This window comes from Pseudomonas sp. NC02, from assembly GCF_002874965.1.
Lineage (GTDB): Bacteria > Pseudomonadota > Gammaproteobacteria > Pseudomonadales > Pseudomonadaceae > Aquipseudomonas.
Genome location: NZ_CP025624.1, coordinates 4,236,525 through 4,257,930, shown reverse-complemented (window position 1 = coordinate 4,257,930; position 21,406 = coordinate 4,236,525). Strand labels below are relative to the sequence as shown.

Genomic DNA, 21,406 nt, shown 5'->3' with positions numbered 1-21,406 from the left:
ATCGGCTGCCGCGCCCCGGGAAATCCCCATGCAGCGTCTATTCCTGCTGCTGGGTCAGCGTCTTGCGCCGTTGTGCGGCCTCTCTAGAATCGGCCCCAGAACTTACTCATTTCCTGTCGATTACGGAGTTTCGAAGATGATGAACGCCATGCAGATGCCAATGAACAACGCGATGCCGATGATGCCGATGATGGGCATGCCGATGATGATGGCAACCATGACCTGCAAGATGACCGACGAGGCCATGATGTGCACCATGAAGCCGGCCGCGGGCATGGACATGGCGATGTTCAAGAACAACGCCGAAATGATGGCGATGATGATGAACTGCGGCATGCCGATGATGATGCAGTGCGCCAACATGTCGATGATGTGCATGTCTGAAGACGGCATGGCGATGATGAACAGCATGTCGACCATGAACATGCCGATGATGATGCCGATGGGCATGCCTATGCCGATGATGAAGTGCGTCATGGAATGCAAGATGGAAGCCGACTGCATGACCTGCAAGATGATGCCGATGCCTGGCATGAGCATGGACATGATGAACAACTGCTGCATGCTGATGATGAAGATGATGAACGACTGCGCCATGCCGATGATGATGAGCTGCAACGGCATGCCGATGATGTGCTGCACCTGCTGATTGGTTTGGCGTGAAATCAAAAAGCCCCGGCGTGTGCCGGGGCTTTTTGCGTTTCAGTCCAGGCGTTCCGGGTAGGTGATCACCAGGAACGCCACCGCCTCACTGTCTGCGGGGTTGCGGTAGCGGTGGGGCTGGTCGGCGTAGAACAGGATCGAATCACCGGTGGACAGCAGGTAGCGTTCCTCGTTGACGCTGACTTCCAGCACGCCCTGGGCCACCACCAGGTTTTCCTGGATGCCGGGCCCGTGACCTTCTGAAATCTCCTCGCCGAGGGCCTTCAGGCGTATCTCGTAGAACTCCGACTGGCGCGCCATATCGTAGGGAAACAGCGCCCGGCTGATGAAGCTGCCATCGGCACTCACCAGGCGTTTGCTTTGTTGCGCCGGCAGCAGTTCAACCCCTTCGAACGCACGGTTCTCCAGGAACGCCGCCACCGACACTTTCAAGCCTTTGGCGATCTTGCACAGCACCTTGATCGACGGCACGCTGCGCCCGGACTCGATCTGCGCGAGCATCGCCCGGCTTACGCCGCAGTTGCGCGCCAGGGCATCCAGCGACAGGTAGCGTTTACTGCGCAGGCGCTGCAGGTTCTGCGCGACGCACTGGCCGATGGCGTCATCGTCGCCGCTGTTGCAGTCCTTGGGTTTGGTGGGGAGGTCGGGCACTTCGGGTATCGCGTGCAGGAAATTCATCGCCTCACGCCCGGCGGGTATCGCTGGACGTGGTGACGTGTGCGGTAAACAGCGCGACCCCGGCCCGTGCCGCATACATCGCCCACATCAGTTCAGCCGCTGCGCGAGCCTGGCGGCGTTTGCGGTGGAGGGTGAAATCGATGACGGTGGCGGATGTTTGCATGACGTAAATCTCTGGGGACTCAATGGCTCTACAGTAATCGGTGCCGCTTATTTCCATAAATACTGAGTTTGCATTTGGTAATTCTATTTTGGACTTAACGCCGATGGGGGCCTGTGCGTTCATCAATGGTGACCCGCCGCGCTTCACGGGCTTCCCACCACAGACCTTGTGCCGGACCGAGCCCGTCGCAAAAACGAATTCCAAGGATTTACCCCCATGCCCCCCGCGTTTCCGTTCACCTCCCGAAAAGCCTGGCCCTTGCTGGGCTTTGGCGCCGCCCTGAGCTTCAGCCCGGTTTCCCAGGCCGACGACACATTGCAACTGGCACCCGTCGAAGTCAGCAGCGCCGAACTCAGCGCCGACGAACTGGCCGAGGTCCAGCTCAAGAGCGTTCCCGGCGCTACCAACTACATCGACATGGGCAGCGTCGATCAGGGGCGGGTGAGCACCAACGAGGACGTATTCAAGTACCAGGCCGGTGTTTATGCCAAGGCGGCAAACAACGAAGGGGTGAAGCTTTCGATCCGTGGCTCGGGTATCAACCGGGGCCCAGGCGCCCACGCTTCCGGCCTGTATGAAACCTTCGACGGCCTGCCACTGACCGGCCCGGGTGGCACGCCCTACGAACTCAAGGACCCGTTGTGGCTCAGCCGCGTTGAAGTGCTGCGTGGCGCCAACGGTTTTGACCAGGGCGCATTGGCCCTGGGTGGGGCAGTCAATTACGTGACCCACACCGGCTACGACGCGCCCAGGCTGCAAGTACGCTACGAAGCAGGCAGCCATGGCTACGGCCAGCGAGAGATCAGCTCGGGCCAGGTGCTGGGGGATGCCGACTACTACATCAGCCTCACCGACTCGCAATACGACGGTTTCCAGGACCACAGCGCCGGCAGCGGCAAGGGCATCGCGGCCAACTTCGGCTACCGCTTCAACCCCGACCTGGAAACCCGCTTCTACTTTCGCTACCGCGAAACCGACAACGATTCCCCCGGCAAACTGACCCGCGACCAGATCAGCCACGACCCGCGCGCCGCCGCCAGCCTCAACGTGGCGCGAGACTCGAAACGCACGCAACCGGGCTCGACCTGGATCGCCAACAAAACCACCCTGCACCTGGACGACAACGCCCGGGTCGAGGTCGGGCTGGCGTATCACGATTATCCGATGGACCTGCGCGAGGGCACCAACCGTCTCAAGGTTGCCTACACCGACGTCAGCGGCACCCTGAATTACATCCGCCAGGACACATTGTTCGGGCGTGACAGCAAGACCACCCTCGGCCTGCGCACCACCCAGGCGATGCCGAACAACGGCGGCTCGGAGTTCGTGCGGATCCCCATCGGCAATACGGCGGGCTACGCGCCCGGCACCAGGACCCGCGACTACAGCTACCTGGGTTCTGACAGCGTGCTGCATATCGGCAATGACCTGGAACTGCTGCCGGACCTGTGGCTGACCACCGGGCTGGCGGCAATCTACACCCGTCGTGAAACCGAAGTCAGCTACCCGCAGACCCACACACCCGTCAGCCAGCACGATTGGGATTACGCGCCAAGGGTTGGCCTGCGCTACGACTTCAGCCCCCAATTGCAGGTGTACGGCAACCTGAGTCGCTCGGTGGAACCGCCCCATGCGTGGTCGATGATCTGGGGTTCCAACAAGTACTTCCCCGTGGGCAGCGGCCCGGCCAGCGGTTTGCAACGTGAAGGGGTGAAGCTGAAAAACCAGACCGCCACCACCCTGGAAGTCGGCGGTCGCGGTGAAGCGTGGTTCGGCCAGTGGGACCTGGCGCTGTACCGCTCCGAGGTGCGCCACGAACTGCTCAGCGTCGAAACCCAGGCCGCGACGTCCACCACGTCCGCAATAATCGCCGAATCCAACGCCAGCCCAACCGTGCACCAAGGCCTGGAGCTGAGCCTGATCAGCCCGCTGTGGGACGGTGGCCGCACGGGCCAGCTCGCCCTGCGCCAGGCCTACACCTACAGCGACTTCCACTACCGCAACGACGACCGCTTCGGCGACAACACCTTGCCCGGCATCCCCAGGCACTACTACCAGGCGCAATTGCGCTACAGCCACCCGAGCGGTTTCTACACCAGCCTCAATGGCGAACATTCATCGCGGGTCGCGGTGGACTACGCCAACTCCTACTACGCGGCGGCCTACACACTGCTCGGCGCGACGCTCGGGTACGACGCGCCGAAGCACGACTGGCAAGCCTGGGTCGACCTGCGCAACCTGACCAACCGGCGTTACGCGAACACGGTCACGCCGGGTTATGACGACAAGGGGCTGGACGTGGCGCGGTCGACGCCGGGGGATGGCATGGGGGTTTACACCGGGGTTTCCTGGAGCTGGCGTTAATCCGTAAAGTGTTTGATGTTGGCAGTGGGTGATTGCGGGCAAAGCGTACGTTCAGCGAACGAAGGCTGCATGCACCAGGCGCTGCAGCTGCGTTCGCTCCCACAGGCTCATCAGATCGAGCGGATTGGTGCCGTAACGTTGCCAGGTGTCCAGTGAACCTTGCCTGTTATCCGGTGCAATACAGCGCAGGCAGCACTCCATAGCCGTCCCGCAGGTTGACAGCGTGACCTGCCAGCCGTCGATGTCGACAACCATTTGCTCGTCGCTGGAGCTGACGGGTTTCAGCGTTCGAACCTCTAATGCCACGTCCTTGAGCAGTTGATAGGCCTCGCGGGTGGAGACCGTGTTGGCGAAGGTTGTCATGCGTGATGTCCTTGTATGAGTCGCAGAAGTGTCGCGTGCGCACTGGTCGCTTTCAAGGTGCGCACAGCAAGTCGCAGATTCGTTGCAACCCATCACTCCATCCTTGCTCCCCCTTCGTTTTACTGTCATCGTTCGCGCAATTGGTAATCTTTCTTGTTTGAGAAATTTTTGCGCATGCATGACTTTCCTGTAGCTGATGGTGATATAGCCCGTCGCCAGCAGACCATCACCACCCTCTACAGCGACCATCATTCCTGGTTGCACGGTTGGCTGCGCAAGAAACTCGGCTGCTCGCAACATGCCGCCGACCTGGCCCACGACGCGTTTATCCGCATCCTGCTGCTGGCCGACCCCCATACCATCAAGGAACCCCGCGCCTTCCTGGCCACCACGGCGGGGCGCTTGATGATCGATGGCGCGCGTCGGCGGCGCATCGAAAAGGCCTACATGGAAGCCCTGGCGATCCAGAGCGAAGATGCCGGCATGCCGGACCCGGCGGCGATTCATGTGGCACTGCAGGCCCTGGAACGCATTGCCGAAATGCTCATCGGCCTGCCCGCCAAGGCCCGCGAGGCATTCCTGCTCAGTCGCCTCGACGGGCTGACCTACAGCGAAATCGCCGAACAACTGCAGGTGTCTTCCAGCACCGTGAAGAACTACATCTCCAGTGCGTTGGTGCATTGCTATCACACCCTGCACGGGGCGGACCCGCTGTCGTGAGTTCCGAGCAGATCATCAGTGAAGCCGCCCGCTGGCTGACGTTGTTGCACGACGACCACGTGACCGAGGCCGACCGCGCGGCCTTCGAGAAATGGTGCCAGGCCGATCCACGGCATGCCGTCGCCATCGAGCGCATGCGCAGCCTGTGGGGCAGCCTCGACGAGTTGCCCGCCGCGCCGGCGCGCATGGCCCTGAACCGTGCATTTGCCCCACAGAAAACAAGGTTTGCCGCCCGTAGCACCCAGGCCGTCGCGCTGTTGGGTGTGTTGCTGTGCGGCTGGGCCGGGATAGAGCGCCTGCCGGTGTGGATGGCCGACCAACGCACCAGCGTGGGCGAACGGCGCCAGGTGGCACTGACCGATGGCAGCCAGGTACAGCTCAACAGCAACTCGGCACTGGACGTGAAGTTTGACGGCCACCAACGGGTGATCGAACTGTTGCAGGGCGAGATGTGGGTCGAGGTGGCCAAGGACGCGCAACGGCCGTTCGTGGTGCACACCGACCAGGGCACGGCCACGGCGTTGGGCACGCGGTTCCTGGTGCGCAAGGCCGAGGATGGCGCGACCGTGGTCACCGTGATCGAGTCCACCGTGGCCGTCAAAGGCACCGTTGCGGGCGACGTGAACGTGCCGGCGGGGCAGAAGTCCACGCTCCAGGACGGCCGTGCCGGCACCCCACAACCCATCGGCAACGCCGACCCGGACGCCTGGACCCGTGGTTTGCTCAAGGTCGACGACCAACCCCTGAGCGAGGTCCTGCAAACCCTCGCCGGTTACCGCCATGGGCTGGTGCGCTTTGATCCGCAGGCGCTGCAAGGGATGCGCGTGTCCGGGGTATTCAAGCTCGACGACACCGGCGCGGCCCTGGCGTCACTGGCGGATAACCTGCCGATCAAGGTCGAGTACTTCACCGATTTGGTGGTGGTGATCAAGCCTCGGTAAAAAGTCTGAATAAAAACTGCTCTCATTCATACCCGATTTTCCGACATGGCCGTCATGACTAATAGAACCCCCATTTCCCAGGACTTCTCATGTCGCGCCTTGCTCGTCCTTTACAGCCATTGACCCTTTCAGTGGCGATGGCGTTTGCCGCCGTACCCCTGCTGACCGTTCAAGCGTCCTACGCGGCTGAAAGCGCTGCGTTCTCCATTCCCGCCGGTGACCTGAGCCAGGCCCTCAACAGCCTCGCCGAACAGGCGGGCCTGGTATTGGCCTTTGATTCGAGCCTGACCCGCGGCAAACGCAGCAATGGCCTGAACGGGCAATACAATACCGACGCCGCCCTGGCCCAAGTGTTGGCCGGCAGCGGCCTGCAAGCCCTGAAGATCGCCGACGACCGCTACCGTCTCGAAGCCATCCCGCACACCGATGGCGCCATGGAGTTGCAGGCCACCACCATCAGCGGCGCGTACCCGTCGGAAAGCCCCACCGGCCCGGTGTCTGGCTACGTGGCCACCCGCAGCCTGTCGGGCACCAAGACCGACACCGCACTGATCGAAACCCCGCAGTCGATCTCAGTGGTCACCAAAGACCAGATGCGCGCGCAGAACGCCGAGAGCCTCAACCAGATCCTGCGCTATAGCGCTGCCGTGATCCCGGAAACCCGTGGCTCCACCGCCTCGCGCCTCGACCAGTTGACCATCCGTGGCTTCACCCCGGCGACCTACCTCGACGGCCTCCGTATGCCCTCGAGCCGGGATGCCCTGCCGCAAAAAGACGCCTTCGACCTGGAGCGCGTCGAAGTGCTGCGCGGGCCGGCGTCGGTGCTGTACGGGCAGGGCACGCCCAGCGGTGTGATCAACATGGTCAGCAAGCGCCCGCTGGACACACCGTTCCATGAAGTCGGGGTCGAGTACGGGACCTTCAACAAGAAGCGCACGACCTTTGACTTGAGTGGCCCGCTGGACGATCAAGGCGTGTATTCCTACCGCGTTGCCGGCCTGTTCGACGATGCCGACGGGCAGATCGAGCACACCGAAACCCGTCGCCAGTCCCTGTCCAGCGCCTTCACCTGGCGACCGGACGAGAATACCTCGCTGACCTTGCTCGGGCACTTCCAGAAGGACCCCAAGGGCGCGTCCTACGGCTCGATGCCAGCCTGGGGCTCGGTGCTGCACAGCCCGACGGGGCGCAAGATCGACGTGGATTTCTACGACGGCGAGAAAAGCTTCGAGAAGAGCGACCGCGAGTATTACTCCATCGGCTACGCCTTCGAACATCACTTCAACGATGTCTGGACTGTGCGCCAGAATGCGCGCTACCTGCGCAGCGAAGGGCAATACCGCAGCCTCTACAGCAACTACCTGGAGAGCGATTACCGCACCATCCGCCGCTCGACCACTGCCAGCGACGTGAACATCGACGCCTATGCCCTCGACAACCAGTTGCAGGCCAAATTCGACACCGGCCCGTTGCAGCACACCGTGCTGATGGGCGCCGATTACCAGAACACCAGCACTGACACCAAGTCGGGCAACGGCGTGTACACGGCAGGGCCTACGCTGGATATTTTCGACCCGGTCTACGGCGCGGCCGTGCCGGTGCCGGCCTACACCAGCGACGCCACCTCGCGCAGCGAGCAAACGGGGGTGTACCTGCAAGAGCAGATGAAGTGGGACAAATGGGTGCTGTTGATGGGCGGGCGTTATGACTGGGCCAGCACCGACAACAGTACCCTGGCGATGACGACCCAGAAAAAGACCAAGTCGTCCCAGGACAGCAAGGCCTTCACCGGCCGCCTGGGCCTGGTCTACCTGTTCGATAACGGCCTGGCGCCGTATGTCAGCTACTCGGAATCCTTCCAGCCGCAATCCGGCACGGGCTACGGCGGTTCGACGTTCCAGCCGACCGAGGGCAAGCAGACGGAAATCGGCATCAAGTACCAGCCGCCGGGCAGCAACAGCTTCATCACGGCTGCCATTTTCGACCTGCGCCAGACCAACGTACCGACGCTGGACCCGGACGCTTCCCACCTGTGCAACGGCTCGCGTTGCCAGATTCAGGACGGTGAAGTGCAATCCCGCGGGTTTGAACTGGAAGGCAAGGCCAGCCTGAACGACAACCTGGATATCACTGCGGCCTATGCCTACCTGGATAACCGCATCAGCAAATCCAACAACACCGTGCGTTATGCGCCCATCAGCGACATCGGTGTCGGTCCGGCCATTGCGGCCGAGGGCACCACCACCTACGCCGTTCCGCGTCATACCGCGTCGGCCTGGGCGGATTATACCCTGCACGACGGCACGCTGAAGGGCTTCGGCGTAGGCGCCGGTGCGCGCTATGTCGGTTCTTCCTGGGGCGATACCGCCAACACCCTGAAGGTGCCGGGCTACACCTTGTTCGATGCAGCGGTGCACTACGACATTCCGCACATCAATCGTCAGGGTGACAACCTGCGCCTGGCAGTGAACGCCACCAACCTGGCGAATAAAGAGTACGTCGCGTCCTGCTATTCCTACTCGTGGTGCTGGTATGGCTCGCAGCGTACCGTGCAGGCCAGTGCGACCTATCAGTGGTAAATAAAAAGGCCTTGGCGAAAGGATTCGGGAGCAGCATCGCCAAGGCCGAAAAACGTTAGTTCGCCACCGGCTCAATCAGCTTGGAAACCACCGGCGCCTGCCACTGCTCCAGGGCATCAATCAGGGCGCCGGGGTCTGCGTTGAACATCAGCATCCGGCTGTGTTCGACCTTCATGAAGCCCTCCTGCACAGCGTGATCGAGCAGGGCGCGCACCGGGTTGAAGAACCCCGCCGTATTCAGGCACGCCACGCCCTTGTGGTGTTCGCCGACCTGGGTCAGCGTGGCCGCCTCGAACAACTCCTCCAGGGTACCCAGCCCGCCGGGCAAGGCAATGAAACCGTCGGCGCAGTCGCTCATGCGTGTCTTGCGGCTGCGCATGTCTTGGGTCACTTCATGGTGGGTAAGCCCGGCGTGGGAATGGCCGCGTTCATGCAGTAACTCGGTGATCACGCCGATGACTTCGCCACCTTCAGCCAGCGCAGCGTCCGCCACCACGCCCATCAAGCCCTTGTGGGTGCCGCCGTAGACCAGGCGTATGCCGCGCCGGGCGATTTCCCGGCCGAGGGCTTGGGCGCCATCCGCATAGCGCGGGTTGAAGCCGAAATTGGTACCGCAGAAAACTGCGAGGCTGCGCAGGGGAGTGGGCATGGGCATTCCAGGCGGGTGAGGACAGGCTGTCCAGCATGGCGCCACTCGCCGGTGGGCAAAAGAGCCAAGAACCGGCTGGCGGATCAGGCCATGAGTGCGTCCAGGATGCGTTTTCCAAGGGCTTCGGCGATGGCCTCGGACTCGATATTGGCAAAGCCCAGCAGCAGGCCGGGGCCGGTCTGGCCTTGAATATTCCAGTCGCTCAAGGCTTCGGCATAAATGCCGGCCTGCGCCAGGCGTTCCACGCACAGGCGGTCTGACTGTTGTGCATTGAGGCGCAGGATCAAGTGCATCCCGCCCGGCTGGGCGTCAATCGAAATATGCTCGCCCAAGGCCTTGCGCAAGCCCCTGGCGGTGGCCTCCCGACGCTCACCGTAGAGTTTGCGCATGCGCTGGATATGCCGCGCAAAATGCCCCTCGGTCATAAACGTTGCGACGATCGCCTGGGTCAACTCCGGGCAGCCCCCGAGGAAGGTCTGGCTGACATGTTCGAAGCGTTCCACTTGAGCTGCCGGCACCACCAGATAGGCCAGGCGGATGCCGGGGAACAACACCTTGCTGAAGGTTCCGGCGTACAGCACTCGGCCGTCGCGGTCCAGGCTCTTGAGGGCCGGCAGCGGGCGGCTCACGTAGCGGTATTCGCCGTCGTAGTCGTCCTCGATGATCCAGGCCTGCTGGCGACTCGCCCAATCCAGCAGCTCCAGGCGCCTGGGCAAGGCCAGCGAGACACACAGCGGGCTTTGATGGGCCGGCGTGACCACTGCGGCGCGGGCGCCTTTGCCCTGTTGCACGGCCTGGGATACCTGCATGCCATCCGGGTCCACTGGCACCGGTATGGCCTTGATATTCAGGTAATCCAGCAACGGTCGGGTGAACAAGTAGCCTGGGTCTTCCACCAGCACCCGATCGCCCGGTTCCAGCAGTGCGTGGGCGATCAGCCCCAGCGTATTGCGATAGCCCGAGGTGACGAAGACCTGCGCCGGCGAACAGTGGATGCCCCGGGCGACCTGCAAGTAGCTGGCAATCGCCGTGCGCAGCGAGTGCAGGCCGAACACGCACGGGTTGGCCATGTCGGCGACCTGGGTGGCCCGCACGCAGCGGGCGGCGATTTTCGACCAGATCTTGCGAGGGAACGCATCCAGCGCCGGCAGCCCCATTTGAAACGGCAACACGGCGGCCTTGTGCCGAACGGCATTGTGGTCGCTGGCCGTCATGGGGCGCTCCGGCAGGCTGGCCTTGATCCCTTCAGCCACCACCGTGCCGGCCTGGCCTCGGGCCTGGATATAGCCCTCGGCTGCCAGCAGCGAATAAGCCGTATCGATGGTGCCCCTGGCCAACCCCAGCTCCTTGGCCAGGGCCCGGGCTGCGGGTATGCGTTCGCCCGGCTTGAGCAAACCGTCGGCAATCGCGCTGCGGAACCGCCAGTAAAGTTGCCGGTAAATCGGCTCCGCGGCGCCGGCGTCCAGCGGTGAAAAGGCCTTGATCGAAGTGCTCATCCGGCGGCGGGTCCTGTTCAGGTGGCGAAGTAATCGTGCAGCGCCTGGTCGGTCTGGCGGCGCGTCTGGGCCAGAGTTTCCGGGCGGGAAGCGGTGCCTTCGACGGTGAAGAAGGTCACGTCATGCAGGCCGATCATGCCCAGTATGGTTTTCAGGTACGGCGTCAGGAAGTCCGGCTGGTGCGCGCGCTCCCCGGAAAACCGCCCGCCTGAGGCGATGGCGACGAACACTGGCCGGTCCTGCAACAGGCCGATCTTGCCCTGGGCCGAGATATCGAAGGTGCGGCGCACCCGTGCGATGTGATCGAGCCATAGCTTGAGGGCCGCGGGCACCGAGTAGTTATGCATGGGGGTGGCGATCACCACAATGTCGGCCAGCTCCAGTTCCTGAACAAGCCGCTCGGACTGGGCCATCGACCCCTCGGACGAGACGTCCACGAGGGACTGCTGGGACGTTGCATAAGGCTCGTCCACCGGTGCCAGGGCATTTGCGGCAATGCCGCGCTGGATCACCTCGGCGTCTGGATGCCGCTGGCGCAGGCATTCAATGATCTTGAGGGAGAGGGCGTTGCTTTCTGACGCTGGCCCGCGAGGGCTGGCACTGACATGGAGGATATTCATGGTGCGCTGCTTCCTGGATGGATGGCCTTCAGTCTACGAACCTCATGACCCAGGCCAAAGAGCCAAGAATCAAGATTCAGAGTAGGCCATGTCCGCGCATTCATGGTCTGGTGTTCAAGCCAGATCATGGATCTTTTGGGGTAGGCCATGGCGCCGCAAGATGGCGGCTTCATCCAACCGCTACAGGATTTCACCATGACAACGCGTCTCGACTACTCCAAAGCTTCCCCTGAAGGTTACAAGGCGTTCGGCGGGGTTTACGTCTACCTGCAAAACAGCGGCCTGTCCAAGGAGCTGATCGACCTGGTCTACCTGCGGGTTTCGCAAGTCAACGGCTGCGCCTTTTGCATCGACATGCACTCGCGGGACCTGCTCAAGCAAGGCCTGGCCGTGGACAAGCTGGTGCTGGTGCCAGTGTGGCACGACGCTGGCGCAGTCTTCACCCAGCGTGAGCGCGTGGCGCTGGCCTTTGCCGAAGCCGTGACCGCCAGTGATGTTTCGGACGCCGACTATGCGGCAGCGGCCGCCGAGTTCAGCGACAAGGAACTGGCTGACCTGACCTACGGCATCGCCTTGATGAATGCCTTCAACCGACTGGGCATCACCTTCCGTACCACGCCAGCGGCGGCTGCCAAGGCATAGCCAACGCTGATTCGGTGTGGCGGGGCTGCTCGCCACACACTCACTGTATTTCCTGAGGGCTCATCCCATGGCATGGCTACTGCTCGGCTTGGCCGGCATCCTCGAAATCGCCTTCGCGTTCGCGATGAAGGCCTCGGACGGTTTCACCCGATTCACCCCCGGATTGCTCACCGTCGTGACCGGCGTTTCCAGCGTGATCCTGCTGTCGATGGCACTGCGCACCCTGCCGGTGGGCAGCGCCTACGCGGTCTGGACTGGAATCGGCGCAGCGGGCACCGCGATCCTCGGCATGGCATTGCTGGGCGATTCCACCGCGCCATTGCGGGTTTTGTGCATCGTGCTGATCCTGGCCGGCGTGATCGGCCTGAAACTGGTCTCCGCCAACTAGTGCTGCCTGCGAGCGGGTATTTCTCGGAGATGGCCTTTTAACATTCCCACCCACTCTTTATCATCCGCCCCCAGCAACTCCGGCCATGGAGACGCTCCATTCACTAAGGAAGTCGTAATGCACATTGGAAAAATGCTGGGGTTGGCCCTGATCACGTTGTCGATGGGCGGCTGCGCCAGCTTCACGAAGGACGAAGTCGCACCTGTCACGCTGCCGTCGAAGGCCAGCTACGCCAACAAACCGAACGTCTACGTAGACTTCAAGTTCTACCAGGGCGAGCCGACAAATGCCGCCGCGGCCGAAGTCCCACAAGCGCGTGACATGCTCAAGCCACAGCTGCAGAAAGTCCTGACTGACTCCGGCCTGTTTGGTCGCGTGACCCTGGATGAATTCCAGAAGCAGCCAGGCGATTACAGCCTGCGCCTGAAGGTCTACAACCATCCACCGGGTGGCGGCCAACTGGTATTGGCCTTTATCAGCGGCTTTACCTTCACCATCATTCCGGCGCTGGGGACTGATCAGTACACCATGAAGCTGGAATCGGTGGACGCACAAGGCCAGGCACTGAGCACCGGCTCCAACCACGACTCGATCAATACCTGGATGGGCATCTGGTTCATCCCGTTGATGGCCAACACGCCGAAAGACGCGGTGACCGATACCTTCACCCGCCAAGTCAATGCCCTGCTCAAGCAAATGGTCGACGGCAATAACCTGAAGTATTCGGCACTGGATGCCGACGTGCCACGAGCGTGACACCTAACTGAACGTTTGAAACAGCTGCGAGGGCAGGGTGGCCGATCCTCGCAGCCCAGGCCTTACTTAAGCGCCTTGATGAACAACGGGTCGCTGTACAGCGACTTGAGCAAATCCCGCACCATCGGGTTGTAGGCGTTGGCGGCATTCGGGATCGCAATGAACCCGAAGAACGAACTGGGCCAGGTGTGATTCACTTCCTTGGTCGCGTCGTACACCACGTCATTGCCCTTGAGCAGGGTAAACCGCGCGGCCAGCGTGCCGTTGCCGGAGCCCATGCCTGCCGACAGCGAATTCTTCACCACCAGCACTTGCAGATGACGTTCTGCTTGCGGGTTCAGCAGGCCTGCCAGTTGCAGTTCCTGGGTGATCGCAGCCTGGATATGCGCCGGGATGCTGCCACTGGGCGAGCGGATCGGGTTGGCACGTACAGACAACGAGCCTTCGCCCGATGCGGCCGTCACCTGGGTATTGCTGACGGGTTGCAGCGGCGCTGCCTGCTTGAGGACCTGGACGTTATCGAAGTTCGGCTCGTATTGCGTCATGGTGACGCCGCAGCCTTGCAACAGCAGCGCGAGCAATGGGGTCAACAGTAGAAGCTTTTTCACGGCGTTTCCTTGCGTGAGTGTGGGAGAGCGCCGCGATTATCGTCAGGCAATGGGCTATCGGCAATCAATAGTGGCAAAATGCCTGAATGGCAACGCTGTTACTCGGTTCGGTTTCAGGTCGGAAAATTCACCGATAAGGCAATTTGCTGGCCCCTTTGTAACAAAATCCTCGCCAAAATCACTTTTATTTTCAGGTGGTTAGGCGGGATGCAAATGCGCAATGTGGGAATCATGCTGATCGCCTGTGCCGTGGCGGGTGGGGCGGTTTCGGTTGAGGCACGGGAGCTGCGGGACAACGACAAGTACATGTGCAGCTGGGGTGCAGGCACCGCCGCCCGGGCCCAGGAATTGAAGCTGTCGGGCGTCTCGCTGTACGCCGCGCGGCAGAAGCTGAAGACCTACCAGTTCAAGAAACCCTGGATGCACATGATGGCCATGGGCATCACCGAGCAGACCTACGACAGCCGTTCGCGGGTCAAGCCCGAAGTGATTCGCCAGAGTTTTTATCAGGACTGTTTGCGCTACAAGCTGGCGCGTAAATAACCCTTATTTATCCAGCAGCAATTGGAGCCTTGAGAACGACTGGTCGTAGTTGGGCTCCCACGGAAAGCGCCCTTGTTTGTCCGGCCAGACCATTTGCAACGCAGGGAAATCAGCTTTGATCGAGGCGTAGAACCAGCCGGCATAACCGAGGTACTCGCGGTAGTGCCTGCGGTCTACAGGAATGAAGGCGATGCGCATGCCTTCGGCAATATCGTCATAGGGCTTGTAGGTTTCATAGGCGGCTTTTGCACCGGCAAAGCGGATCGCGGCGATGTTCAGCAACTGCTGGGCAATCTGCGGGGGCAGCCCGAATACGATGATTTCCGGTTGGCCGAAGTTGGCGTAGAACCCCAGGGAGTAGGCGAACGAAGGCTCACCGTCTTCAGCCCGCACATGCACATGGTGCCAGCCGATCTTCTTGATATCCGCCAACACCTTCTCGTCATATTCCGAATCTGCCTTGGGCAACTGGAATCCCGGAAGCGGGGCCTTGGCTGAAGTGTTCATCGAGAACAATGAGGCGGCGAAGAGGGCGACGGCGCGAATGATGTTCATCAGAGTCCTTTCTGCGGGATCAGGGGTTGAAAGCGCGATGAGGCTAGCAGTGTTGGGTTCGCTCGGCAAAGTGACCGATGCACCGCCCAGTACAAAATCTGCGTAAGCCTGTCCAACTTCGCCCCGGAGCCCGTCCGCATACTGGCCCCAGGTAATCGAAGAGGCACATGCCATGACCCGCTACGTCATCACCCCCAACGAAACCCCGTCCCTTGCCATCCACGGCGACGACGCCCGCTTCCCGCTGCGCCGGGTGTTCTGTGTCGGGCGCAACTACAGCGAACATGCCCGCGAAATGGGCCACGACCCCGACCGCGAGCCGCCGTTCTTTTTCATGAAGCCAGCTGATGCCGTGGTGCCCGCCGAGGGCGTGATCGCCTATCCGCCGCTGACCGCCGATCTGCACCATGAAGTCGAGTTGGTGGTGGCCATCGGCAAGGGCGGCGTGGACATCGCCCCGGAAGATGCGTTTGCGCATATCTGGGGTTACGGCTTGGGCATCGACCTGACCCGCCGCGACCTCCAGGCCCAGGCGAAAAAGCTGTCGCGGCCGTGGGAATGGGCCAAGGCCTTTGATGAGTCGGCACCTTGCACTCCGCTGCGGCCGGTGAGTGCCGTCGGCCACCCGGGCACTGGGCGAATCTGGCTCAAGGTGAATGGCGAGCAACGTCAAGTGGGCGATCTGGCAGACCAGATCTGGTCGGTCAGTGAGGTGATCAGCCACGCGTCCAAATCCGTGGCGCTGAAAGCCGGCGACTTGATCTTTACCGGCACCCCGGCGGGCGTCGGCGCCTTGCAACCGGGCGATGTGGTGACCGCCGGCATCGACGGCCTGGCCGAGCTGAGCTTCACCCTCGGCCAGGGTTGACGCTACAGTGGTGCCCAGGCCCCCCGAGAAACGCGTATGCCCGGCACCCGCATCACCACCTATGGCATGGAACAACGCAGCGACCGCTCCGACTTCTACATCCGCGACAAGCGGGGCAGGGCGGCGCTGACCAGTCCCCATCGCCACGAATATTTCCAGATCCAGATCAACCTGGGCGGCGACACCGTGCAGCACATCGGCGGTGCGGTGCGCCCGTTCCCGAAAAAGGCCCTGGCCTTTATCCTGCCCCATCGCCTGCACGTGATTCCCCATCCCGACGACGGCGACTTCATGCTGATCAATTTCAGCCAGGGTTTTTTCCTGCCGCAACTGACCTGCGACCCGCTGGACCTGGAAGACATCCCCATCGGCCAGGCGCCGGAGCTGTCGCCGTTCCGCTTCCAGGAGCAGTTGGACTTCATCCTCGACGACGCGGCCTTCGAAGAAGTCAAAACCTGGCTGGAACACATGCGTAGCCTGGACGCCCACCGCAGCTTCGGCGCCCGGGAGCGGCTCAAGGGTTACCTGTTCCAGTTGATCGGGCTGGTGTGCCAACAGTACGCCGAACCGCTCCAGGCGTTCGCCGCCAACAACGCCACCCGGCGTGGGCGCAAGGATGCCCTGGCCCGGGTGCAAGGCTACATCCGCGAGCATTTGCACGAGCCGTCGCTGAACCTGACGGATGCCGCGGCGGCGGCGTTCCTGTCGCCCAACTACCTGACCCACCTGTTGCGCAAGGAAACCGGCAAACCCTTCTCCCAGTTGGTGCTCGACCGGCGCATGCAACTGGCGCGCACGCTGCTGCTCAACAGCCCGCAGATGATCGGCGCGATTGCGCACCGTTGCGGGTTTACCGACGAGGCGTATTTTTCCCGGTGTTTCCGCAAGGCCCACGGGCTGGCGCCGGGGCAGTTCAGGCGGCGTGAGCAGGATTAACGCGCAATCCGGCTGACTGTTTTACAAATCCACCACAACCGATGTGTTTCAATTTACATACAATTGAGCGTCTCATCGGGAGGCGGTGCACATGGGTTCGGTTATACGGTTGGCAACTCCGGGCGATATCAATGCCATTTTCGACATTCGCACCGCCGTGGTGCAGAACCACTTAAGCCGCGAGCAGATGGCTGAGCTGGGCATTACCCCGCAAGTCGTCGCCGACAGCATGCGCGAGGCGCCTTGCGTATGGCTTGCCGAACTGGACGGCAGGCCTGTCGCGTTTGCAATGGTTGATCTTGCCGAAGGCGAGGTGTTCGCCCTGTTTGTATTGCCGTCTCACGAGAACCTTGGGTTGGGCCGCCAATTGATGGCAGTGGCCGAGGCCGCGCTGTTCGAGCACCACGACACGCTCTTCCTGATCACGGATGGGCGGGATCAGATCCGTGCCAACGGTTTTTACCAGCGGCTTGGCTGGGCAGTGGTCGACACGGCCGAGGGCGACGATGTTCGCTATCAGAAACACAAGGTGCAATGAGTGTATGAGTGAGCTGGAACCCCCTCAATCCAACGCCTTGCGCTATTTTGGCGTCGGGGTTCTATGTGTCGCGGTGTTGTTGGGGACCTATTTCGTTCGGCTCAATGCCCAGGTCGACCGGCAGCGGGAAGAGGCGGCGGAGCGCCTGGCGTTATGCCGTCAGGCAGCCAGTGTTTCGCGCGCCACGCCCCAGGACGAACTTGTGTTGGTGGATCCGTGCAAACACCTGTATCAGCACTATTTGAAGAAGCCCACGCACTTTTAATCAATAACCTTATTTTTATCGCGGAATTAAACAGCGAAGTTTGTTTAACGATGCGCTGTTATTGCACCAAAAAGTGGCATTTCCAATAATCGGATCCATTAAAAAAGTGTGGTTATTGAATGACTTAGCGCTGTTTTAATCCGACGAAAGGTTGAAAATTATCTTGTTACAAGTTTTCCCGCTGGGTAATATAGCCGGGCGTTCACCTCCCACGGTTTATGCATTTTTAAATCCCAAGTTTCCATCAGCTACTTGGGATTTTTTTTGCCCGCGATTTGAGCGTTGTATCAATCCTCTACGTCGGCAAACTCTGCGCGCATCCGCCCATTGCGCTTGGCCTGGTACAGCAACTTGTCGACGGCTTCGACAAAGGCCAGCGCCGCGCCGCCCGGCGTTACCGTGCAAGTGCCTACGCCCAGGCTCAGTGTCAGCAGGTCCGACACCGCCGAGTGCTCATGCGCGATCTGCTGCTGGCGAATCAAATGCAGGCAGCGTTCGGCCACGCGCCGTGCCGACTCGGCATCGGTTTCCGGCAACAACCACACAAATTCCTCGCCGCCGATGCGCGCAATGAAGTCCCGTGGCCGGTTGGCCGCCTGCGACAGCGTGCGTGCCACCTGGCGCAGGCATTCGTCGCCCTTGATATGCCCGTAGAGGTCGTTGTACTGCTTGAAATAGTCGATATCCAACAGGATCAACGACAGCGGCAATTGGCTGCGCTGGGCGCTGGTCCATTCCCGCGCCAGCACGGTGTCGAACATGCGCCGGTTGGCGATGCCGGTGAGGCCGTCCTGGAACGAATACTCCTCCAGCTGCTTCTGCAGGCGAATCAGGTGTTCTTCGGTCTTCTTGCGCTCGCTGATGTCGAACATGAAGCCGATCAGCGCCTGCACCTCGCCGTCCTTGCGCTCCACGTGCACCACGTCGCGAATCCACACGTACTCGCCGCTGGCGGTCAGCGCCCGGTAATCGGCTTCATGATCGACCCCGGCGCGGGACTGGGAGACGCAGAAGTTGACCACATACTCGCGGTCGTCCGGGTGCATGCGTTCCACCCAGTCATCGACGGTGGCCCAGCTCTGCGGCGTCCAGCCCAGCAGCGCCTCGATCTGCGGGCCGATGTAGCTGAAAGTCATGGTCGGCCAGTCGATGCGCCAGGGGATGGCCTTGGTCGATTCCAGCAACGTCTTGTACACAGCACTGTCGGGTTCGATCAAAGGTTCGATGTTCATGCGGAGTGCTCTCGGTGTCGGAAAAAAACCAGAGCATCTTGCCATCATCGCCAGGAAGCAAGCCCTTCGCGCGGCATCGGATAAGAGGGTGTCGGTGTGGTTTTTTTGGCGTCAGCCGGCCAGCGGTTTTAGCCGAAATGCGCACCAAGTATCACTTTTGAATTAATTCCCGGGCAGTTTGAAAAAGCTCATCTACCCTAGACGGATCACGTCCTCCGAGCCCCGTACAGGGAAGGGTGCCCGCATGATTTCGATCGCCGAGTTTCGCCACATCATGGAGTCGGGCTTCCTGCCCCTCGCCTGTGACTGCTCATTGAACAGCGACGGTTCGCTGCGCATCAACATCTTCGACCCGGCCTCCGGGCGCGTCGACCTGCTGCTGCCCCGTGTGTCGCCCCAGGGTCTGGACAGCATCCGTTCCATCTCAAACCTGATTGGCGAACTGCGCACCGAGATCAAGGCCGGGCGCAGGGGGTTTGCAGCGGTCAGTTAGCGGATCAGGAGATCGCTTGTGCCGTCGGGGTAGTCACTACCCCGTAACCGCGCCAGCAGCAATGCTCGCGGTGCCCCGGCAGGAACACGCAGCCGCCAAGGTTCATGAGCAGGACGGCGGCAACCAGCAGTGAAATTCGACGAGACATGGTGATTTCCTCAAGGTGATGGGCGTCGCCAACCAACAGAACGCGCCTGTCGATTACCAACGGTTAACCCTTGAACGCGGCCACATGGATAAATCCGTCGCGACCTTTCAACAATTTCATCAACTCCCCGCAAACCCTGGGCAATACTGGCCCTGCCTGCCGTCCTGAGCGGTCGCGATAAAAAGTTCTTTTTGTTGCGACGGATTTTCGGACACCTGCCGTTCAACCCTACAACTGCGATCACTGGCGATCGCCGATGAAGGAGTTGTCATGAGACTTGCACGACCGCTGGCCAAATTACGTTATGCCCTGTTGATCCCGCTGGCACTGGCCGCCCTGGTCAGCACGCCGACCTTTGCCCAGACCGAAGTGATCATCCGCGAAGCGCCACCGCCGATGCGCGTCGAGGCCGTTCCCGTCGAACGCCCTGGCTATGTGTGGGATCGCGGGCACTGGCGCTACGAAGGGCGCGGTTATGCCTGGGTACCGGGCCACTGGCAGCCGGTGATGCGCAACGCCCGTTGGGAACCTGGCCACTGGGAGTCGCGCGGCCCCAACTGGTACTGGAGAGAAGGGCACTGGATCCGCTGAGCATTCCGTCAACCTGACCCTTAGCCACCGGACCGAGACTTGCCCTATTGAAAGACACTGATCCGGACGTTGAGCTGTTGGCCCGCATCGGTAACAACGAACCGGCGGCCATCAACGAAATGGTGACGCGCAAACTGCCGCGTTTGCTCGCGCTCGCCAGTCGGATCCTCGGGGATGCCGACGAGGCCAGGGACGTGGCCCAGGAAAGCTTTCTGCGTATCTGGCGCCAGGCTGCAAGCTGGCGCAGTGGCGAAGCGCGTTTCGACACCTGGCTGCACCGCGTGGCACTCAACCTGTGCCACGACCATTTGCGTCGGCGCAAGGAGCGCCCGCTGCACGATGAGGAGGCGATGAGCGAGGTGGTCGACACAGCGCCTGCGCCCGATGAACAGCTGGAAGCGGCCGCCCGCAGTGAGCACATGGCGGCGGCGTTAGCGTCGCTGCCTGATCGCCAGCGTGAGGCGATTGTGTTGCAGTATTACCAAGAGCTGTCGAATATCGACGCCGCGGCGCTGATGAACATCAGCGTCGAGGCACTGGAGAGCTTGCTGTCACGGGCCCGGCGCAACCTGCGCAGTTACCTTGACGACACACCCGGGCCCGCCCGCCCAGGAAGGGGAAAACCATGACGCCTGAACGATTTGCCCAATTGGCCGAGGCTTACGGCGGCCACTTGCACCGTTGGCCGCGCGCCGAACAGGCCGAGGCCCAGGCCCTGCTGGATGCAGGCGATGCCAGCCTCCTTGAGGTGCTGCATCAGGCGCGATGGCTCGACGGCCAGCTGGACGGCTATCAACTGGCACCCGTCGACCCGGCGCTGGCGCGGCAGATTCGCCAATCGTTTCCCCAGCGCCAGTCCTTCTGGGCGCGCTACGCCGGCTGGCTGTCGCCGGCCGGTTTTGTTGGCGTGGGCATCGCCGGGGTCGCCGCCGGAATCCTGGTGGCGTCGTTGAGCGTGCCGTTGCCCATGCTTGGCCCTGAAGTACTGCCGAGTGTCTTCGACCAGGGCGACGCCGAAGTCGTCTTCACCGTCAACGCCGAGGAAAGCGAGCAATGACCCCGTCACCCAAGTACCTGAAGCCGCTGCTGGTTGTGTCGGTGTTGTTCAACGTGTTTTTGATCGGCGGTGTCGGCGGTGGCTTGTACCATTGGTTGGCGAATACCAAGCCCGCCGAGGCGGTGGTGAACCAGCATGGCCTGCGCCAGGCGATGGTCAAGCTGCCGCCGGAACGGCGCAAGGAACTGCGCCAGTTGTTGCGCCAGAACCGCGCCGACAGCCAGCCGCTGGTACTTGCCGGGCGCGAGGCGCGGCTGGACGTGATCAAGCAACTGGAGGCGCCGACTCTCGACCGTGAGGCGTTGGTGACGGATTTGGGCAAGGCCCGGGAGGCGGACATGGCGCTCAGGGCGCTGGTGGACAACACCCTGGCGCAGTTCGCCAGCACCTTGCCCCGGGATGAGCGCCAGCGGTTGGTGGAGGCGTTGTATATGAAGGGGCAGGCGAAGGGCAAGGTCGCCAGAAGTAACTGAGACGAGCGACGGATGATCGTTCCCACGCTCTGCGTGGGAATGCCGCCCCGGACGCTCTGCGTCCAATTGGCGATGCA

The 21,406-nt window shown here is 61.8% G+C and carries 28 protein-coding genes; 17 read left to right on the top strand and 11 right to left on the bottom strand.

Features of this window, described 5'->3' with window-relative positions; all coding sequences use genetic code 11:
- Window positions 1–120: 120 nt before the first annotated feature.
- Genes C0058_RS32900 through C0058_RS32820 form a run of 3 tightly spaced genes read right to left on the bottom strand, consistent with a single transcriptional unit; the run spans window position 121 to window position 1,504 of the window.
- Window positions 121–642, bottom strand: coding sequence for a hypothetical protein (locus C0058_RS32900; RefSeq protein ID WP_043225000.1), 522 nt, complete (start codon window positions 640–642; stop codon window positions 121–123).
- Between the two features lie 60 nt (window positions 643–702).
- Complete coding sequence (locus C0058_RS20045) at window positions 703–1,341, bottom strand: helix-turn-helix domain-containing protein (protein ID WP_008436005.1); 639 nt, start codon at window positions 1,339–1,341, stop codon at window positions 703–705.
- Window positions 1,342–1,345: 4 nt separating this feature from the next.
- On the bottom strand, window positions 1,346–1,504 hold the full coding sequence (locus C0058_RS32820) for a hypothetical protein (protein WP_003219684.1): 159 nt from the start codon (window positions 1,502–1,504) through the stop codon (window positions 1,346–1,348).
- Window positions 1,505–1,720: 216 nt separating this feature from the next.
- On the opposite strand from C0058_RS32820, the gene C0058_RS20040 reads away from it, so the two are divergent.
- A complete protein-coding gene (locus tag C0058_RS20040; RefSeq protein WP_102369413.1) occupies window positions 1,721–3,868 on the top strand; it encodes a TonB-dependent receptor domain-containing protein in 2,148 nt (715 codons plus the stop codon).
- Window positions 3,869–3,919: 51 nt separating this feature from the next.
- Here C0058_RS20040 and C0058_RS20035 read toward each other — a convergent pair whose 3' ends face one another.
- Window positions 3,920–4,231, bottom strand: a complete 312-nt coding sequence (locus C0058_RS20035; protein WP_008435994.1) for a hypothetical protein — start codon at window positions 4,229–4,231, stop codon at window positions 3,920–3,922.
- A 174-nt stretch (window positions 4,232–4,405) separates the two neighbouring features.
- On the opposite strand from C0058_RS20035, the gene C0058_RS20030 reads away from it, so the two are divergent.
- The 3 genes from C0058_RS20030 to C0058_RS20020 all read left to right on the top strand — a co-directional run bounded on the left by C0058_RS20030 (window position 4,406) and on the right by C0058_RS20020 (window position 8,471).
- Window positions 4,406–4,951: a sigma-70 family RNA polymerase sigma factor gene (locus C0058_RS20030; protein WP_003219688.1), complete on the top strand. Its 546-nt coding sequence runs from the start codon at window positions 4,406–4,408 to the stop codon at window positions 4,949–4,951.
- A complete protein-coding gene (locus tag C0058_RS20025) occupies window positions 4,948–5,892 on the top strand; it encodes a FecR family protein (RefSeq protein WP_102369412.1) in 945 nt (314 codons plus the stop codon). The genes C0058_RS20030 and C0058_RS20025 overlap by 4 nt, the downstream gene beginning before the upstream one ends.
- Window positions 5,893–5,981: 89 nt before the next feature.
- Window positions 5,982–8,471 carry a TonB-dependent siderophore receptor gene (locus tag C0058_RS20020; RefSeq protein ID WP_102369411.1) on the top strand — a complete coding sequence of 830 codons (2,490 nt, stop codon included), beginning with the start codon at window positions 5,982–5,984 and terminating at the stop codon, window positions 8,469–8,471.
- A 55-nt stretch (window positions 8,472–8,526) separates the two neighbouring features.
- On the opposite strand, the gene C0058_RS20015 is transcribed toward C0058_RS20020, so the two are convergent.
- The 3 genes from C0058_RS20015 to C0058_RS20005 form a co-directional block, all read right to left on the bottom strand.
- The gene (locus C0058_RS20015) at window positions 8,527–9,126 is read right to left on the bottom strand and encodes a TIGR00730 family Rossman fold protein (RefSeq protein ID WP_168197513.1); all 600 of its coding nucleotides are present in this window, start codon (window positions 9,124–9,126) and stop codon (window positions 8,527–8,529) included.
- Between the two features lie 77 nt (window positions 9,127–9,203).
- A complete protein-coding gene (locus tag C0058_RS20010; RefSeq protein ID WP_102369409.1) occupies window positions 9,204–10,616 on the bottom strand; it encodes a PLP-dependent aminotransferase family protein in 1,413 nt (470 codons plus the stop codon).
- 17 nt (window positions 10,617–10,633) lie between these two features.
- Entirely contained in the window at window positions 10,634–11,236 is a 603-nt protein-coding gene (locus C0058_RS20005; protein WP_102369408.1) for an FMN-dependent NADH-azoreductase, read from the bottom strand.
- Window positions 11,237–11,431: 195 nt separating this feature from the next.
- Between C0058_RS20005 and C0058_RS20000 the strand changes: the two genes are divergently transcribed.
- The 3 genes from C0058_RS20000 to C0058_RS19990 all read left to right on the top strand — a co-directional run bounded on the left by C0058_RS20000 (window position 11,432) and on the right by C0058_RS19990 (window position 13,022).
- Window positions 11,432–11,878 carry a carboxymuconolactone decarboxylase family protein gene (locus C0058_RS20000; RefSeq protein WP_029615984.1) on the top strand — a complete coding sequence of 149 codons (447 nt, stop codon included), beginning with the start codon at window positions 11,432–11,434 and terminating at the stop codon, window positions 11,876–11,878.
- 67 nt (window positions 11,879–11,945) lie between these two features.
- Window positions 11,946–12,266, top strand: coding sequence for a multidrug efflux SMR transporter (locus C0058_RS19995; protein WP_087693029.1), 321 nt, complete (start codon window positions 11,946–11,948; stop codon window positions 12,264–12,266).
- Window positions 12,267–12,383: 117 nt separating this feature from the next.
- Complete coding sequence (locus tag C0058_RS19990) at window positions 12,384–13,022, top strand: hypothetical protein (protein WP_102369407.1); 639 nt, start codon at window positions 12,384–12,386, stop codon at window positions 13,020–13,022.
- Between the two features lie 62 nt (window positions 13,023–13,084).
- Here C0058_RS19990 and C0058_RS19985 read toward each other — a convergent pair whose 3' ends face one another.
- Window positions 13,085–13,630 (bottom strand): hypothetical protein, encoded by a 546-nt coding sequence (locus tag C0058_RS19985; protein ID WP_102369406.1) that lies wholly within the window; start codon window positions 13,628–13,630, stop codon window positions 13,085–13,087.
- 213 nt (window positions 13,631–13,843) lie between these two features.
- On the opposite strand from C0058_RS19985, the gene C0058_RS19980 reads away from it, so the two are divergent.
- Entirely contained in the window at window positions 13,844–14,173 is a 330-nt protein-coding gene (locus tag C0058_RS19980; RefSeq protein ID WP_174717799.1) for a hypothetical protein, read from the top strand.
- A 3-nt stretch (window positions 14,174–14,176) separates the two neighbouring features.
- On the opposite strand, the gene C0058_RS19975 is transcribed toward C0058_RS19980, so the two are convergent.
- Window positions 14,177–14,728 carry a DUF4262 domain-containing protein gene (locus C0058_RS19975; RefSeq protein WP_003219697.1) on the bottom strand — a complete coding sequence of 184 codons (552 nt, stop codon included), beginning with the start codon at window positions 14,726–14,728 and terminating at the stop codon, window positions 14,177–14,179.
- Between the two features lie 172 nt (window positions 14,729–14,900).
- On the opposite strand from C0058_RS19975, the gene C0058_RS19970 reads away from it, so the two are divergent.
- From C0058_RS19970 to C0058_RS19955, 4 genes are all read left to right on the top strand, one after another.
- Window positions 14,901–15,596, top strand: coding sequence for a fumarylacetoacetate hydrolase family protein (locus C0058_RS19970; RefSeq protein WP_102369405.1), 696 nt, complete (start codon window positions 14,901–14,903; stop codon window positions 15,594–15,596).
- 36 nt (window positions 15,597–15,632) lie between these two features.
- Complete coding sequence (locus tag C0058_RS19965; protein ID WP_087693025.1) at window positions 15,633–16,532, top strand: AraC family transcriptional regulator; 900 nt, start codon at window positions 15,633–15,635, stop codon at window positions 16,530–16,532.
- 91 nt (window positions 16,533–16,623) lie between these two features.
- Entirely contained in the window at window positions 16,624–17,070 is a 447-nt protein-coding gene (locus C0058_RS19960) for a GNAT family N-acetyltransferase (protein WP_003219700.1), read from the top strand.
- Window positions 17,071–17,074: 4 nt separating this feature from the next.
- Entirely contained in the window at window positions 17,075–17,335 is a 261-nt protein-coding gene (locus C0058_RS19955) for a hypothetical protein (RefSeq protein WP_003219703.1), read from the top strand.
- 287 nt (window positions 17,336–17,622) lie between these two features.
- Here the strand turns inward: C0058_RS19955 and C0058_RS19950 are convergent, their stop codons facing one another.
- Complete coding sequence (locus C0058_RS19950; protein WP_102369404.1) at window positions 17,623–18,567, bottom strand: sensor domain-containing diguanylate cyclase; 945 nt, start codon at window positions 18,565–18,567, stop codon at window positions 17,623–17,625.
- 244 nt (window positions 18,568–18,811) lie between these two features.
- On the opposite strand from C0058_RS19950, the gene C0058_RS19945 reads away from it, so the two are divergent.
- Complete coding sequence (locus tag C0058_RS19945; RefSeq protein WP_008435982.1) at window positions 18,812–19,060, top strand: DUF1652 domain-containing protein; 249 nt, start codon at window positions 18,812–18,814, stop codon at window positions 19,058–19,060.
- 4 nt (window positions 19,061–19,064) lie between these two features.
- Here the strand turns inward: C0058_RS19945 and C0058_RS32815 are convergent, their stop codons facing one another.
- Entirely contained in the window at window positions 19,065–19,208 is a 144-nt protein-coding gene (locus tag C0058_RS32815) for a hypothetical protein (RefSeq protein WP_166742173.1), read from the bottom strand.
- A 270-nt stretch (window positions 19,209–19,478) separates the two neighbouring features.
- Here C0058_RS32815 and C0058_RS19935 point away from each other — a divergent pair, with 270 nt between their 5' ends.
- The 4 genes from C0058_RS19935 to C0058_RS19920 are packed head-to-tail and all read left to right on the top strand — an operon-like array spanning window position 19,479 to window position 21,329.
- Window positions 19,479–19,799, top strand: a complete 321-nt coding sequence (locus C0058_RS19935; RefSeq protein WP_003219711.1) for a YXWGXW repeat-containing protein — start codon at window positions 19,479–19,481, stop codon at window positions 19,797–19,799.
- A gap of 47 nt (window positions 19,800–19,846) precedes the next feature.
- Complete coding sequence (locus C0058_RS19930) at window positions 19,847–20,428, top strand: RNA polymerase sigma factor (protein ID WP_087694119.1); 582 nt, start codon at window positions 19,847–19,849, stop codon at window positions 20,426–20,428.
- Window positions 20,425–20,856, top strand: a complete 432-nt coding sequence (locus tag C0058_RS19925) for a hypothetical protein (RefSeq protein WP_003219715.1) — start codon at window positions 20,425–20,427, stop codon at window positions 20,854–20,856. The genes C0058_RS19930 and C0058_RS19925 overlap by 4 nt, the downstream gene beginning before the upstream one ends.
- Window positions 20,853–21,329 carry a periplasmic heavy metal sensor gene (locus C0058_RS19920; RefSeq protein ID WP_008435977.1) on the top strand — a complete coding sequence of 159 codons (477 nt, stop codon included), beginning with the start codon at window positions 20,853–20,855 and terminating at the stop codon, window positions 21,327–21,329. Before C0058_RS19925 ends, C0058_RS19920 begins: the two co-directional genes overlap by 4 nt.
- Window positions 21,330–21,406 lie beyond the last annotated feature (77 nt).